Genomic DNA, 13,953 nt, shown 5'->3' on the forward strand with positions numbered 1-13,953 from the left:
TAGTCTGCGGACTTCAATTCTGTCCTCAAGAAACTCCGCCAACTCTTAGTCTTGAGAGCGCCCGCAAATGCCCTGGTCCAGATACCATGTCTGCTATGCAGACATCCGCTGCCGAGGCCGGTCCCGCGCGGCCCGCTCCCCAGTACCCGATCGAATCCGTGGACCGCGCGCTGCGGCTGCTCCGGATGTTCAGCGCCACCAGGGAACTCCGGCTCTCCGACGCGAGGGACGCGCTGGGCGTGGGGCAGTCGACCGCGCACCGGCTGATGGCGATGCTGGTCCACCACGGGTTCGTCGACCAGGACCCGGCCAGCCGCGTCTACCGCGCCGGGCCCGCGCTGGTCGAGATCGGGCTGTCGGTGGTGAACCAGATGGACCTGCGCGCGGTCGCGCGGCCGGTGCTGCAGTGGCTGTCGGAGACCACCGGGGAGACCGTGCATCTCGGTTCCCTGGAAGGGAATCAGGTCCGCTTCCTCGACGTGATCGAGAGCGACCGGGCGCTGCGGGTGTCCGGTCGCGTCGGCCGCACCCTGCCCGCGCACGCGACGAGCCTGGGCAAGGCGATGCTGGCGCACCTGCCGGACGACCAGATCGCGCAGCGCTACCCGGACGACGTCCTCGGCCAGGTCACCACGAAGACCATGACCAGCCGCAGCGCGCTCCTGGCGGAGATCGAACGGATCCGGCGGCGTGGCTACGCACTCAACGCGGGCGAAAGCGAGGACGGCGTCAGTTCGATCGGCTGCGCGGTCGCCCGCCCCGACGGCCCGCTGCTGGGCGGGCTGAGCGTCGCAGCGCCGACCGCGCGGATGACGAAAGCCCAGCGGGACGAGCACGCAGTCGCGCTGGTGGAGGGTTGTCGACGGCTGGCGGAGAAGCTGGTCTGAATAAAAGAACCGGCGGTGAACGGGTCCGTTCACCGCCGGTTTTGGGTTATCGAGTGGCAGTCAGATCGTCCGCTGCGGACAGCGGCACCGGCTCGAACATCGCCGGTTCGTCCTCCGGGAACAACGCGGTCGAGCCGTACAGCCAGTCGGTGAACGCGTAGTCGTCCGTGGCGCGGGCACGCAGCAGAGCGTTGCGTTGCTCGCGTTCGACACCGTCCAGATGCCACAGGTTTCCCCAGGCCCGGGCGGTCAGCACGACGCGGCGGCAGTGCTCCGTCCGGACTGCCTGGTACGCGGCCAGCGCACCGTCCCAATCCCCAGTGCCCAGCCGCTTCACGTGTTCGGCCAGGACCCAGCCGTCTTCGATGGCCATGATCGCGCCTTGGGCGAGGTACTGCAGGGGCGGGTGCGCGGCGTCGCCGAGCAGCGCCAGCCGGCCGTCGACCCAGCTGGAGATCGGGTTGCGGTCGAACATGCGCCACCATTTGTCCCGCCACATCCGCGGGATTCCGGCCTGCACCTCGTCGCAGGTGGCGGCGAAGGCGGTGTCCAGCTCGTCCGGCGTGCCCCAGTCCTCCAGCCCGGCCACGGCCTTCGGCGATTCGAAAACGGCTACCTGGTTGAGCAAATCGCCGCCGCGGAGTCCATAGTGGACGAAGTGGCAGCGCGGGCCGACGTACACGACGACCTCGGACAGATCGACCGGGCGGCCTACCTCGGCGATCGGCACGGTGCCGCGGTAGGCGACGTAGGCCGACGAAACCGGCTGGTCGTCCGCGAAGTGCTTACGGGCTACGGAGTGCAGGCCGTCGGCCGCAAGCACGACCGGTGCGGTGTGGACGGTGCCGTTGTCGGTCACGGCGGTCGCGGGGTCGTGGGTGTAGGATACGATCCGTTGCTCGGTAAGGAGTTCGACGCCCGCGTCGCGGCAGGCGTCGAGGAACAGCCGGTGCAGGTCGCTGCGGTGGATGACCAGATACGGGAAGCCGTAGCGCCGTTCGAGGTCGCGCAGGTCGAGCGCGGTCAGGTCGCGGCCGTCGACGGCGTCGCGCATGACCATCCGGTCCGGGACGACGCCGCGCGCCTTCGCGGTGTCCAGCAGGCCGTAGGCGTCGAGGATCCGCGTGCAGTTGGGGGCGAGCTGGATGCCCGCGCCGACCTCGCCGAATTCCTTCGCCTGCTCCAGCACCCGGACCCGCAGGCCGAGCCGGGACAGCGCGAAAGCGGTGCTCAGCCCGCCGATCCCGCCGCCGACGACGAGCACGTCAGGGGTGTCCATGGCTCTCCTCACAACCAGGGACCGAGGTCGGGGACCCCGGTGAGCGAATGCGGCCGTCCGGCGAGATACGCCGCGACGTCGGGCAGCGGCCCGTCCGGCACCGTGTCGAGGCCGCGTTTGGCCTGGATCTCGGCGACGAGCGCGGACAGGAACGCCTCCGGCAGGTCGGCGAAGGTCAATCCGGTGCCGAGGTCGACCGCGTGCACGCACACCTCGCGCGCCCGCAGCCACGGGATCTCGGAGGCGGGAACCGTCCGGCCCTGTGCGGTGACCACCTCGGTTTGCCACTGCTCCGGGGTCAGCGACGCCATCCCGGACGCGAAGGAGCGCGCCGAGCCCTGGAGCCACGAAGTGAGTTGGGCTTCGGACCGCTGTGAACCTGCTTCGATGTCGGCGTTGCGCTGCTCCGGCGAGGTGTACATCGGAGTGCGTTCGCCGGTCCGGGCCCAGTGCACGAGGTTGCCGAGGGCGTCGGCGTTGGCCGCGACGTGCGCGGCGAGGTGCTTGCGGGTCCAGCCGGGCAGCGCACTCGGCCCGGACAAGTCGGTCGCGTGGGTCAGGAACAGCTCGGTCCCGAATGCGACCCACTTCCGGGAATCACCGGGCGCCATCAGGATTCCTTCACGATCGGGTTCACGCACGCGCCGATCCCGGCGACCTCGGTGACGACGGTTTCGCCGCCGGTCAGGTAGACCTTCGGGTCGCGCGCGTGGCCGACCCCGGCGGGGGTGCCGGTCGCGATCAGGTCGCCCGGGTTGAGCTGGACGACCGTGGAGATGTACTGCACCAGGAACACCGGGTCGAACAGCAGCGTGCCGGTGTCGTCCTGCTGCATGACGCGACCGTCCACAGTGGTCTTCACCTCGAGCGCGGGACGGACGCCGCCGACCTCGTCCGGCGTGACGACGTACGGGCCGACCGGCGTCGAGGACTGCCAGATCTTGCCCTGCGTCCACTCGATGGTGCGGAACTGCCAGTCCCGGACCGAGACGTCGTTCATGACGGTGAACCCGGCGATCGCCGCCGCGGCCTCGTCCTCGCCGGCCCGCCGGACGGTCTTGCCGACCACCACGACGAGTTCGACCTCCCAGTCGAGCGCGTCGGTCTCGGACGGTTTGACGATCGGGTCCGCCGGGCCGGTCAGGGTGTCGGCGAACTTCGGGAACAGCGTCGGGTACGCGGGCAGTTCGCGGCCCATTTCCTTGATGTGATTGGTGTAGTTGTGCCCGACACAGACCACTTTGGACGGATTCGGCACGACCGGGGCGAGGTTCGCGCCCTCAGCGGGCCAAGTCTCGCCGGTCGCCTGGGCGGCGTGGGCTTCCCAGCCGTCTTGGACGAACAGCGCGCCGAGGTCGGGGAAGCCGAGGTCGACGAGCAGGTCGCCGTCGAGGCGGACGGCACGCGTGCCGCCGTTGACGCGGAGGGTGGCGAGCTTCATCGGAGAGTCTCCTGACGGTCGAGGTGGAGCGCCTCGAAGACGGGCGCGTCCGAGAAGCGGAACAGGTCGAGGGCACCGGAGTCGGAGTCCGTGGCACCGGCCTCCGACTTCACCGAGAGCGGCTGCCATGACGGGACGACGAACAGGTCCCCGCGCGAAACCGTCCATGAGGTGTCACCGACGGTGACCGTGCCAGAGCCGTCGAAGACCTGGCAGACCGACGAACCGGTCTCGCGCACCGGCGCGGTCTCGGCGCCCCGGGCCACGCGGTGGAACTCGGCGCGGATGGTCGGCAGGACGTCAGAACCGTTGTGGGGATTGGAGAACCGGACCGCCGCGTGACCTGGCTCGACCGTGCCGCCGTAGCCTTCCTTCTCCAGCTGCAATTGGTCGCGCAAGGCGGCGTCGGTGTGCTCCCATTTGTACGCCAGCAGCGGCGAACCCGGTGCGACAGTGCCGACTGACAGCGGCCGCAGACCCGGATGCGCCCACAGCCGTTCGGATCGGGACCGCTCCGGCGTCGTCCGCTCCGCTGAGCTGATCGCTTCGCGGCCGAACTCGAAGAACTGGGCGTCGATGCCGTACTGGAACGGGATGTCGAGGCCGTCGATCCAGGCCATCGGCTCGCGAGTGGCGTTGTGGTGCGCGTGCCAGTTCCAGCCCGCCTGCGGCAGGAAGTCGCCGCGGCGCATCGGGACCGCGTCGCCGCCGACGACCGTCCACACGCCCGAACCTTCGACGACGAACCGGAACGCGTTCTGCGTGTGCCGGTGCTCGGGCGCGTCCTCGCCGGGCATCAGGTACTGGATCGCGGCCCACAGCGTCGGGGTCGCGAACGGGCGGCCGCCGAGCCCCGGGTTGGCGAGCGCGATCGCCCGTCGTTCCCCGCCGCGGCCGACCGGCACGATCTCGCCGGCCTGCTCGGCGAGCCGGAGCAGGTTCTCCCACTGCCATCGGTGCGGCACCGCCCGCGAGCGCGGGTGTGCGGGCATCAGGTCGCCGATCTTTGTCCACAACGGAACGAGCAGCTCCTGTTCGAAGCCGCGGTAGAGGTCGCGCAGGGCGGGCGTGACCGCGGGCTGGTCCGGTGCGTCGACCGCGGCGAGCTGAACGGGAGTTCGCGCTGGAGTGCTGGTCATGGGGTTATGGTGGGCGCGTCCCGGTCTGCGGAAAACGGGATTCTGGTGTGCGGAAAGGCGGCCCGGATGGACAAACGGTTCAAGGCCCCGCCGCCGTATGCGGTGGCGAGCGTCGACAACGCCCTGCGGATCGCGGCGATGCTGCAGCTCGAAGGCCCGTTGACGGTGTCGGAGGTGGCCGAGCGGATCGGGGTCGCGCCGTCGACCGCGCACCGGCTGCTCGCGATGCTCGTGTACCGTGATTTCGCCGTTCAGGACGCCAACCGCGCCTACCGCGTGGGCCCGGTGCTGGAGCTGGCCGCGCACTCGCAGTCGGCCGCGTCGAAACTGCGCGCGGCGGCGCTTCCGCATCTGCGGCGGCTGGTGGACCTGCTGGACGAGTCGGTGAATCTGACCGTCCGGACGGGGGACACGGCCCGGTTCATCGCGAGCGTGGAGTGCTCGCAGGCATTGCGCGTCGGGTCACGCGAAGGGATGGTTTTCCCGGTCCATCAGACGACGGCCGGTCTGCTGCTGCTCGCCGAACTGCCGCCGGAACAGGTCGAGGAGCTCTACGCGGTCGACAAGCCCGGCGAACGACCGGATCCGGCCGAGCTGCGGGCAGATCTGGCGCGCGTGCGGCGCAGCGGTTTCGCGCTCAACCAGGGGCGTTCGGAACGCGGTGTGGCGGCGGTCGGCGTCCCGGTGCACGGTGCGGACGGGACCGTCGTCGCCGGGTTGTCGGTGTCGATGCCGAGCGTGCGGTATCAGAAAGATCGGCTGCCGACGCTGGTGGCGGCACTGCGCGCGACGGCGGCCGCGCTGGAAGCGGATCTGCGCGGGTAAACCCTATTCGAGCGCCGCCGCGAAAGCCGCGTGCACGTTGAGGAATTGTTGCACCGACAGCTCAGCTGCGGTTCCGGGGCGCTGCGGGGCCAGTTTCTTGGCCGCCCAAGCACTCCAGCGCACGTGCGCCTCGGCGACGCTCAGGTGGGCCGCTTCGGCGGCATGGCGTGCGTTTACGCCGTCCAGAATCGCTTGATGCATCAGCGCGGGTGTCGAACGCTGTTCCCACGCGCGCAAGGACGCCATCGAAGAAAGCCGGTGCAGCGTCGAGGACACTGTCGGCGGTGCCGAGCGGGGCAGTGGAAAGCCACGTTCGAGCGGTCCTCTGGGCGGTGTCGCGCCATCGGCGTTGTCAGTGATCAAACTCGTCATCAGAGTCCCTCCGACGTGCGGTTACCCGCGTCTGCGCGGGCGAAACCTTGATCGTCCGGCGGTGCGGGCGTTGCCGGGCAGCAACGGGTCGATCTCGACCGGATCCAGGTGCGGATCGCGCAGCAGGGAACCGATCGCGGCCTTCGCGACGGCCAGGATCGGCACCGCGAGCAGCGCTCCGACGATCCCGGCGATTTCCAGGCCGAGCGCGATGCCCAGCACCACGGCCAGCGGGTGCAGCCGGACCGCGCGCCCGAGCAGCAACGGCTGCAGCACATGGCTTTCCAGCTGCATCACCGCGACGACGATGGCGAGCACGATGCCCGCCGCGACGAATCCGTTGGCGACCAAGGCGATCAGCACGGCGACCGCGCCGGTCACCACCGCGCCGAGGATCGGCACGAACGCGCCGATGAAGATCAGTGCCGCCAGCGGCACCGCGAGCGGAACCCCGACCACCCAGATGCCGACGCCGATGCATACCGCGTCCACACAGGCGACGGCCACGGTCGCGCGCACGTAGCTGACCAGCGAGGCGAACCCGCGGCGACCGGCGACGTCGATCTCGTCCCGAGTGGAGGCGGGCACGATCCGCAAGAGGAAGCGCCAGATCTGATTGCCGCTGTAGAGAAAGAAAATGAGCACGAACAGCGTCAGCAGCATCTCGGTCAGCACGCCGCCGACGGTCGCGGCGGTGGAGAGCACGCGCGAGGAAATTTCGGCGGTGTTGCCCTGGATCGCGTTGACCGCTTTGTCGAGCAACTGCTGCAGCTGAGGCAGATGCAGCGGCCCGTGCTGCAGCCAGTTGTTGATCCGCGCGAGACTGGCCCCGATCTGGCTGCTCAGCTGCGGCAGGCTCGCGGTGACCGTGGTGATCACCAGCGTGAGAACCCCGCCGAGGACGGCGAGCCCGACGACGATCGCGACAAGCGTCGCCAGCGCGCGGGGCACGTGCCAGCGCACCAGCCGCTCCACCAGCGGAGCGAACAACGCCGACAGGAGCAGCGCGATCCCGATCGGCACGGTGACGCTCGCGAGGTAACCGAGCGTCCACGCGACGACGCCGAGCATGGTCAGGACCAGCAGGAACCGCCAGCTGGCCGCGGCCGCGACCCGCAGTGACCAGGGCACCGCGTCGGCGGCGTCGCGGCGGCGGTGGCGGTGGCGGTTCGCGCCCGCGATCCGGCGGGCCGGTACGCTCATCCCGCCGCCGCGTATGCGTTGGCTACGTCGGTTCGCACCACGTCGATCACCTCGCGCCGCGAATTCCCGGCGGGGATCACTCGCAAACGGCGATAACCGTGGACGGCGCGCAGCGGCCACTCCGAGCACGAGGATCGCGACTGCTGCCAGCCGCTCAGCGAGCGCGCGGGCATCGGTTGCGAGAGCCCTGAAGCCTGTCCGGCATCGGGCGGGGTGTCGTCGGGCGGGTTTGCTGCGACGGGCGAGGAGAAACGCGCATCCGCACCGTCCATTGTGGATCTTCGAGCCGGTGCGGTTAACCCTCGGCGAGCACCCGTTCCGCGATCGCGACCATGGCCTCGGTCAGCAACGCCATCTGGTCCCGCATGGACCGTTCCGGTTCCGCCTGCCACGCGACGAACGCGCCGTCGAAGCCGGCGATGCCGAAGTAGTCCAGCGCCTCGCCCACCCTCTCCGCCGCCTCCGGGCCGACGCTGGCCCACGACTGGGAGATCGTCCGGCGCATGTGCCGCCGTCCGTCGGCGCGGACGCGTTCGATGATCTCTTTCACCTCGAGGTCCGCGACCGCCTCGGCGCTCATCAGCAGGATCAGGTGCAGCCGCAGGAAGTCGGGCTTCGCCGCGAAGACCTCGCCGGTGCGCTGCAGGAACCAGCCGAGCAGTTCGGCGGGCGGCAGGTTCTCGGGCGGATTCGCCTGCGACTCGCGCAGGTGCCGGAAGAACTCGTACGCCCCGCGTTCCATGACGGCCGACAGCAGCCCGCCCTTGGACTGGAAGTGGTGGTAGATCGCGCTCTTCGGAATGCCGGTCTCGGCGCTCAGCACCGACATCGTCGTCGCGGAGTAGCCGCGTTCGGCCATGATCCGCGACGCCGTGTCGAGGATTTCCTCCCGGGAACGCCGTCCCCGCCGGTTCCCGGCCCGCGCTGTGTCCACGCCGAGAGCATAGGGCCGCCGGTTTTCTGCAGACCGGAATCGTGCGCGACGCGCTTGACGAACCCCCGGCCGAGGTGTGACCGTAGCCACTAATGAACCGAACGACCGGTCCAAAACTGTGGAGCCTGGGACATGAGTGAGCACTACGACGCCGACGTCGCCGTCGTCGGATACGGCCCGACGGGCCTGGCCGGGGCGCTGACCCTGGCCGCGAAGGGCGCGCGAGTGGCCGCGTTCGAGCGGGACCAGGACGTCTACGCCCGGGCGAGGGCGGTCACGATCAACGACTGGACGATGCGGATCCTGCAGGACCTCGGCGTCGACGACCGGGTCGAGCGCGTCGTCGAACCGCAGCGGGCGCTGCGCTGGGTGACCTACGACGGCCGCGAGGTGATGCGCGTCGAGCATCCGCCGAGCACGCTCGGCACGCGCGGGAGCAAGCCGCGGTTCTACAACATCTACCAGCCCGCCCTCGAAGCTGAACTGCGTCGCTGCGGCGAGGAGCACTCCGGTCTGGACGTGCGGTACGGCGTCGAAGTGGTCGGTGTCGAGCAGGACGCCAGTGGCGTGACCGTCACCGCGCGCGACCGCGAAACGAGGGAGGAGACCACCACTCGCACCCGGTACGCGATCGCGGCCGACGGCGGCTCGTCCCCGGTGCGCAAGATGCTCGGCATCCCGATGCACGGCGACACCGGCGACACGCTGTGGATCGTCATCGACTGCCGGGTCAAGCGCTGGTGGCCGGACCGCGACTTCCTCACCTTCTGGACCGACCGCGAACGCCCGGTCGTCGACATCGCGCTCTCGGCGGGCAACCACCGCTGGGAGATCCCGCTCAAGACCACCGAGTCCGAAGCGGACTTCCCGACCGACGCGCAGGTGTGGCCGCTGCTGCGCGCGCTGGGCGTGACCGAGGACGACGTCGAAATCCACCAGTACGCGTTCTACCGCCACCACGTTCGGATGGCCGAAACCTACCGTCAGGGAAGGATTTTCCTCGCCGGCGACTCCGCGCACCTCATGCCGCCGTGGGCGGGCGCGGGCATGCAGACCGGCATGCGCGACGCGTACGACCTGGGCTGGAAGATGGCCGGGACCGTACGCGGCGAACTGGGCGAGGACTGGCTCGACACCTACGAACCCGAGCGCCGTCCGTCGGCCGAGTTCTACACCGGGATGGCGATCGCGCTGGGCCGCGTGATCAAGCAGGAGGCGAGCCCGGCGGAGGTCGAGGCGATGAACACCGTCCCGCCTAACCTGGTCACGCCCTGGGAGCCGCCGCTCAACGCGCCGCCGACGCTGGCCGGCGGTTGGCTGCGCGGCGAGACCGGGGACGCGTCCGTCGTCGGCCGGTACCTCCCGCAGCCGCTCGCGTGCGACGCCGTCGGCCGGATCGACCGGCTGGACGCCTTGCTGCGCAAGGGTTTCGTCCTGCTCGGCAACGACCTCGACCCGGCGACCCTGCTCACGCCCGAGGAGCAGTCGGACTGGGACGCCCTCGGCGCGTCCTATGTCGCCGTCCGTCCGCGCACCGGATATACCCGGGCCGCTCATGACCTCGTGGACATCGAGGACGCGTTGCTGCCCTGGTTCGACCGATACGGCGTCCAAGCGATCGCCGTGCGTCCCGACAAGTTCGTCGCGGCGGCCGACAAAACCGGCCTCGCCGTCCCCGTTTCGCAGCGTTGAAAGGAATCTCCATGCCCGTGAAAGAGCTTGCCTACGTCGTCTACGAGGTCAGCGACCTCGCCGAATGGGAGCGCTTCGCGGTGTCCCTGCTCGGCATGCAGCTGGGGGAGAAGTCCGCTGACGGCTTCACCCTGCGCACCGACGAGAAGGCGCACCGCTGGATCCTCACCGAAGGCCCCGCCGACGACCTCGTCCGCAGCGGCTACGAGGTCTCGTCGACGGCTGAGCTGGATTCCCTCGTCGCCCAGCTGCGGAAGGCGGGCGTCGAAACCGTCGAAGGCGACCCCGAACTGGCCGCTGCGCGGAAGGTCGAGCGGATCGTGCTCGTCACGGATCCGCTGGGCAACGTGCTCGAACTCGTCACCGGCCTGGCCGACGCCGAAACCCCGTTCCACAGCGACCTGCTCCTCGGCGGTTTCGTCACCGGCACCGGGGGCGCGGGCCATCAGGTGCTGCTGGCCAAAGGCATCCCGCGCGAAACATATCTCGCCTTCTACCAGGACCTGCTCGGCTTCAAACTCAGCGACATCATCGTCGAGGAGGTCGCTCCCGGGGTCGTCGCTGATCTGGCGTTCCTGCACTGCAACCCGCGGCACCACTCCGTCGCGTTCGGGGACATGCCGCACCCGAAGCGGACGCACCATTTCATGATCGAGGTCGCCGATATCCGCGACGTCGGCCTCGCTTACGACCGGTGCCTGGACGCGAAGCAGCCGTTCGAGATGACGCTCGGCATGCACCCGAACGACCACATGTTCAGCTTCTACGTCCGGACGCCGTCGGGCTTCTCCGTCGAGTACGGCTGGGGCGGCTTGCTGATCGACGACGAGACCTGGGAAGTGCGGACACTCGACCACCTGCACTGGTGGGGCCACCGCGCGCCGGAAACCGTCGCGGAACAGCTCGCCGGAGGTGCGCTCTGATGACTTCGCGTTACGTGCAAACCCGCGACTGGAAAATCCACTACCACGAAACCGGCGAAGGCCACCCGCTTGTTCTGTTGCACGGCGGCGGCCCCGGCGCGACCGGCTGGAGTAACTACTCGCCGAATATCGAGGCGCTGTCCCGCAATTTCCGCGTGATCGCCCCCGACATGCCAGGCTGGGGCGACTCCGACGGCGCGGACTTCGCCACCCTCGACCACGTCGAAGCCGCGACCCAGCTTCTGGACGCACTGGGCATCGAAAAAGCCGCCTTCGTCGGAAACTCGATGGGCGGCCACACGTCGCTGCGGCTCGCGGTCGAACGCCCCGAACGCGTGTCGCACCTGATCACGATGGGCCCGCCGATCCAGATGAAGCCGTTCTTGTTCGGCGCGGGCGGCGGTCCGACCGAGGGCCTGAAGATCATGTTCGAGACCTACTCCGACGCGACGCCCGAAGGCATGCGCCGCCTGGTGGAAATCATGGTCTACGACAAGGCCCGGTTCGCGACGCCAGAACTGTGCCAGGAACGCTCCGACGCGGCCCTCGCCCGCCCCGAACACCTGCGCACCATCGCCGCGGCGGCCCCGAAAGCCCCGATCCCGATCTGGCTCGACCTCGCGGCGGTCTCCGGGATCACCGCACCGTCGCTGCTGATCCACGGCCGGGACGACCGCGTGGTGTCGTTCGAATCGACGCTGTTCTTGGCCGCGAATATTCCGGATTCCCGGGCGGTTTTGCTGAACCGGTGCGGGCATTGGGCGCAACTGGAACATGCGGACGAATTCAACCGGTTGGTGACGGATTTCGTACTGCACCATTGAGTCTCCGGCCAGCTGCGCGCGGGCGCGAAGATCGACCAGGAAGCGCTCGCCGACGAGTTCGGCATCAGCATGCGGCCCATCCGCGAAGCGTTGATCACCCTCGACCACGAGGGCGTCGTCGAGCACATCGCGCGCCGCGGCGCGTTCGTTGCCCGGATGACGCGCGACGACATCCGGGACCACTTCCGTGTGTTCGGCGTCGTGTCCGGATTGGCCGCGGAGCGCGCGGCGAAGAACCTGTCGCCGGAAAGCCTGCAGGCGATGCACGATCTGGCGGACCGGATGGAGTCCGCAGTGGACCGTGCCGACCAGGAACGGCTGAACTTCGAGTTCCACCGCAGGATAAACTACGCCGCCGACTCGCGCCGGCTCCTCTCGCTCCTCGGCATCCTGGGCAAGACGGTGTCGCACGGCTTTTACGAGGCACGAGGACTGGCCGGACAAGGCACGGGCCGTCCACCGGCTGGTCCTGGCGGCATTGTCGGCGCGCTCAGCCGCCCGGGCGCGCACGCTCGTGGAGAAACACCTCGCCGACGCGGGCGAGCGCGCGGTCGCTTTGCTTGAGAAGCAAGGATTCTGGGACCGCTGATCTTCAGGTCGGTTTCGGGTCCATGCCACCGGCGAGGAGGGCGTCGGATACGGCAATGCGTGCGTGAGGACGTCGCGCCGAGCGGTGAGGAGGCCCGCGTGATGGGAGCACGCAGCCAGTGGTGAGCCGGGCGCGGAGCGCAACTTCGGTGGTGGTCGCGGGGCTGGACAGTGCGGCCAGCGGATGCGGTCTCTCCCCGCGGGCCGCAGCACATTGTGGCCGGCCAGCACTGTGACGTGGTGTTGCCGGTGGTGGCGAGGAACGCCGACGGATGACCGTGACCACCTTCGCGCCCCCCCCGTCCAGTGTGGACGCTCACTCACGACGAGCCCTAGCCCCGTTGTGCGAATTCATATTTTATGGCTTCTCCCGGTACCCGTTACGGTCAAATTCATGGAGCGGAACTTTCACTCGGCCGAAGAACTCGCGGCCGCTTTGCGTGCTGGTGAAGTGACGTCGGCGGAGCTGACCGACGAGGCGATCGCCCGTATCGAGCGGGAAGACAAGGCGCTCAACGCGATCTGCGTGCCGGACTTCGACCGTGCGCGCGCCGCCGCCCGTGACGCCGACCAGGCGCGCGCCCGCGGCGAGGACCGGCCGCTGCTCGGCATTCCGGTGACCGTCAAGGAGTGCTACAACGTCGTCGGCCTGCCCACGACCTGGGGCATGCCGCAGCACCGGGACTTCATGCCCGCCGAGGACGCGGTGCAAGTGTCGCGACTCAAGTCCGCCGGCGCGGTAATCCTCGGCAAGACCAACGTGCCCTTGGGACTGCAGGGTCTGCAGAGCTCCAACCCGGTCTACGGCACCACCAACAACCCGTGGAACCACGCCCGCACCCCCGGCGGCTCCTCCGGCGGTTCGTCAGCGGCCCTCGCGGCTGGTTTCGGCGCGCTGTCCATCGGCTCCGACATCGGCGGCTCGCTGCGCACCCCCGCACATTTCTGCGGCGTCTACGGACACAAGCCTTCCCTCGGACTGGTGGCGAACCGCGGCGTGGTCACTCCGCCCGGGCCGGCGTTGCCGGTCGATCTGGACCTCGCCGTCGTCGGCCCCATGGCGCGCACCGCCCGCGACCTAGCGCTCCTGCTGGACGTCATGGCCGGACCGGACCCGCTCACATACGGCGTGGCACACGAGCTGGCCCTGCCGCCCGCACGCCACTCGCGCCTGAACGACTTCCGAGTCCTCGTCTTGGAGGACCACCCGCTCATCCCGACCAGCACCGCAGTCCGCGCGGGCGTGAATCGAGTAGCCGACGCCCTAGCCGAGGGCGGCGCCCGCGTAGAACGACACAGTTCGTTGCTGCCCGACCTGACCGAAGCCGCGACCCTCTACACCCAGCTCCTGTTCTCCGGCTCCGTCGCGCGTTTCCCCGTCGACGCGTACGAGCAGTTGCAGGCCCGCGCCGCCGGACTGAGCGCCGACGACCAGTCCCTCGACGCCTCGCGCCTGCGCGGAATGGTGCTCACTCATCGAGATTGGCTGGAGGTCAACAACCGCCGCGAACTGCACCGCCACGGCTGGCGGCAATTCTTCGCCGAGTTCGACGCCGTCGTGTGCCCGGTGACGCCGACGCCCGCGTTCCCGCACGACCACAATCCCGATCTGCTGGCTTGCCGTCTCGACATCGACGGCGTCGAGTACCCGTTCTTCGACCAGCTGGTCTGGGCCGGTGTGGCCACCATGCCCGGTCTGCCCGCCACAGCGATGCCAGCCGGCCTGTCCGCCGAGGGGCTGCCGGTCGGCGTGCAGGTGATCGGGCCGATGTTCGAGGACCGGACGCCGTTGAAACTGGCCGAACTGCTGGAGGAGCGGATCGGCGGGTTCCAGGTTCCGAGGTAG

At 69.3% G+C, this 13,953-nt stretch carries 15 protein-coding genes; 7 read left to right on the forward strand and 8 right to left on the reverse strand.

The genetic code is table 11. The features are described 5' to 3' along the window. Nucleotides 1–95 precede the first annotated feature (95 nt). A complete protein-coding gene (locus ACWDNU_RS02435; RefSeq protein WP_370937110.1) occupies nucleotides 96–887 on the forward strand; it encodes an IclR family transcriptional regulator in 792 nt (263 codons plus the stop codon). Nucleotides 888–933: 46 nt separating this feature from the next. Here the strand turns inward: ACWDNU_RS02435 and ACWDNU_RS02440 are convergent, their stop codons facing one another. Genes ACWDNU_RS02440 through ACWDNU_RS02455 form a run of 4 tightly spaced genes read right to left on the reverse strand, consistent with a single transcriptional unit; the run spans nucleotide 934 to nucleotide 4,746 of the window. Then, the gene (locus tag ACWDNU_RS02440; protein WP_449667421.1) at nucleotides 934–2,166 is read right to left on the reverse strand and encodes an FAD-dependent oxidoreductase; all 1,233 of its coding nucleotides are present in this window, start codon (nucleotides 2,164–2,166) and stop codon (nucleotides 934–936) included. Between the two features lie 8 nt (nucleotides 2,167–2,174). Further along, nucleotides 2,175–2,777, reverse strand: a complete 603-nt coding sequence (locus ACWDNU_RS02445) for a maleylpyruvate isomerase family mycothiol-dependent enzyme (protein WP_449667422.1) — start codon at nucleotides 2,775–2,777, stop codon at nucleotides 2,175–2,177. Further along, a complete protein-coding gene (locus ACWDNU_RS02450) occupies nucleotides 2,777–3,607 on the reverse strand; it encodes a fumarylacetoacetate hydrolase family protein (RefSeq protein ID WP_449667423.1) in 831 nt (276 codons plus the stop codon). Before ACWDNU_RS02450 ends, ACWDNU_RS02445 begins: the two co-directional genes overlap by 1 nt. Beyond that, nucleotides 3,604–4,746, reverse strand: coding sequence for a cupin domain-containing protein (locus ACWDNU_RS02455; protein WP_449667424.1), 1,143 nt, complete (start codon nucleotides 4,744–4,746; stop codon nucleotides 3,604–3,606). The genes ACWDNU_RS02450 and ACWDNU_RS02455 overlap by 4 nt, the downstream gene beginning before the upstream one ends. A 66-nt stretch (nucleotides 4,747–4,812) precedes the next feature. Here ACWDNU_RS02455 and ACWDNU_RS02460 point away from each other — a divergent pair, with 66 nt between their 5' ends. Then, on the forward strand, nucleotides 4,813–5,571 hold the full coding sequence (locus ACWDNU_RS02460) for an IclR family transcriptional regulator (RefSeq protein ID WP_449667425.1): 759 nt from the start codon (nucleotides 4,813–4,815) through the stop codon (nucleotides 5,569–5,571). Nucleotides 5,572–5,574: 3 nt separating this feature from the next. Here ACWDNU_RS02460 and ACWDNU_RS02465 read toward each other — a convergent pair whose 3' ends face one another. From ACWDNU_RS02465 to ACWDNU_RS02480, 4 genes are all read right to left on the reverse strand, one after another. Then, entirely contained in the window at nucleotides 5,575–5,772 is a 198-nt protein-coding gene (locus ACWDNU_RS02465) for a hypothetical protein (RefSeq protein WP_449667426.1), read from the reverse strand. Nucleotides 5,773–5,964: 192 nt separating this feature from the next. Then, the gene (locus ACWDNU_RS02470; protein WP_449667427.1) at nucleotides 5,965–7,146 is read right to left on the reverse strand and encodes an AI-2E family transporter; all 1,182 of its coding nucleotides are present in this window, start codon (nucleotides 7,144–7,146) and stop codon (nucleotides 5,965–5,967) included. Further along, on the reverse strand, nucleotides 7,143–7,418 hold the full coding sequence (locus tag ACWDNU_RS02475) for a hypothetical protein (protein WP_449667428.1): 276 nt from the start codon (nucleotides 7,416–7,418) through the stop codon (nucleotides 7,143–7,145). The genes ACWDNU_RS02470 and ACWDNU_RS02475 overlap by 4 nt, the downstream gene beginning before the upstream one ends. 23 nt (nucleotides 7,419–7,441) lie before the next feature. Continuing rightward, entirely contained in the window at nucleotides 7,442–8,080 is a 639-nt protein-coding gene (locus ACWDNU_RS02480; protein WP_449667429.1) for a TetR/AcrR family transcriptional regulator, read from the reverse strand. 132 nt (nucleotides 8,081–8,212) lie between these two features. Between ACWDNU_RS02480 and ACWDNU_RS02485 the strand changes: the two genes are divergently transcribed. The 5 genes from ACWDNU_RS02485 to ACWDNU_RS02505 all read left to right on the forward strand — a co-directional run bounded on the left by ACWDNU_RS02485 (nucleotide 8,213) and on the right by ACWDNU_RS02505 (nucleotide 13,953). Beyond that, nucleotides 8,213–9,772, forward strand: a complete 1,560-nt coding sequence (locus ACWDNU_RS02485) for an FAD-dependent monooxygenase (RefSeq protein ID WP_449667430.1) — start codon at nucleotides 8,213–8,215, stop codon at nucleotides 9,770–9,772. 11 nt (nucleotides 9,773–9,783) lie between these two features. After that, a complete protein-coding gene (locus tag ACWDNU_RS02490; protein ID WP_449667431.1) occupies nucleotides 9,784–10,695 on the forward strand; it encodes a VOC family protein in 912 nt (303 codons plus the stop codon). Beyond that, the gene (locus ACWDNU_RS02495; RefSeq protein WP_449667432.1) at nucleotides 10,695–11,519 is read left to right on the forward strand and encodes an alpha/beta fold hydrolase; all 825 of its coding nucleotides are present in this window, start codon (nucleotides 10,695–10,697) and stop codon (nucleotides 11,517–11,519) included. The genes ACWDNU_RS02490 and ACWDNU_RS02495 overlap by 1 nt, the downstream gene beginning before the upstream one ends. 63 nt (nucleotides 11,520–11,582) lie before the next feature. Continuing rightward, on the forward strand, nucleotides 11,583–12,083 hold the full coding sequence (locus ACWDNU_RS02500; protein WP_449667564.1) for a GntR family transcriptional regulator: 501 nt from the start codon (nucleotides 11,583–11,585) through the stop codon (nucleotides 12,081–12,083). Nucleotides 12,084–12,501: 418 nt separating this feature from the next. Continuing rightward, nucleotides 12,502–13,953 (forward strand): amidase, encoded by a 1,452-nt coding sequence (locus ACWDNU_RS02505; protein WP_449667433.1) that lies wholly within the window; start codon nucleotides 12,502–12,504, stop codon nucleotides 13,951–13,953.

The organism is Amycolatopsis sp. NPDC003676, assembly GCF_053587275.1.

Coding starts and splice junctions, on each gene's coding strand:
- ACWDNU_RS02435 (WP_370937110.1), top strand. CDS start 96: ATGCAGACATCCGCTGCCGAGGCCGGTCCCGCGCGGCCCGCTCCCCAG.
- ACWDNU_RS02440 (WP_449667421.1), bottom strand. CDS start 2,166: ATGGACACCCCTGACGTGCTCGTCGTCGGCGGCGGGATCGGCGGGCTG.
- ACWDNU_RS02445 (WP_449667422.1), bottom strand. CDS start 2,777: ATGGCGCCCGGTGATTCCCGGAAGTGGGTCGCATTCGGGACCGAGCTG.
- ACWDNU_RS02450 (WP_449667423.1), bottom strand. CDS start 3,607: ATGAAGCTCGCCACCCTCCGCGTCAACGGCGGCACGCGTGCCGTCCGC.
- ACWDNU_RS02455 (WP_449667424.1), bottom strand. CDS start 4,746: ATGACCAGCACTCCAGCGCGAACTCCCGTTCAGCTCGCCGCGGTCGAC.
- ACWDNU_RS02460 (WP_449667425.1), top strand. CDS start 4,813: ATGGACAAACGGTTCAAGGCCCCGCCGCCGTATGCGGTGGCGAGCGTC.
- ACWDNU_RS02465 (WP_449667426.1), bottom strand. CDS start 5,772: ATGCATCAAGCGATTCTGGACGGCGTAAACGCACGCCATGCCGCCGAA.
- ACWDNU_RS02470 (WP_449667427.1), bottom strand. CDS start 7,146: ATGAGCGTACCGGCCCGCCGGATCGCGGGCGCGAACCGCCACCGCCAC.
- ACWDNU_RS02475 (WP_449667428.1), bottom strand. CDS start 7,418: ATGGACGGTGCGGATGCGCGTTTCTCCTCGCCCGTCGCAGCAAACCCG.
- ACWDNU_RS02485 (WP_449667430.1), top strand. CDS start 8,213: ATGAGTGAGCACTACGACGCCGACGTCGCCGTCGTCGGATACGGCCCG.
- ACWDNU_RS02490 (WP_449667431.1), top strand. CDS start 9,784: ATGCCCGTGAAAGAGCTTGCCTACGTCGTCTACGAGGTCAGCGACCTC.
- ACWDNU_RS02495 (WP_449667432.1), top strand. CDS start 10,695: ATGACTTCGCGTTACGTGCAAACCCGCGACTGGAAAATCCACTACCAC.
- ACWDNU_RS02505 (WP_449667433.1), top strand. CDS start 12,502: ATGGAGCGGAACTTTCACTCGGCCGAAGAACTCGCGGCCGCTTTGCGT.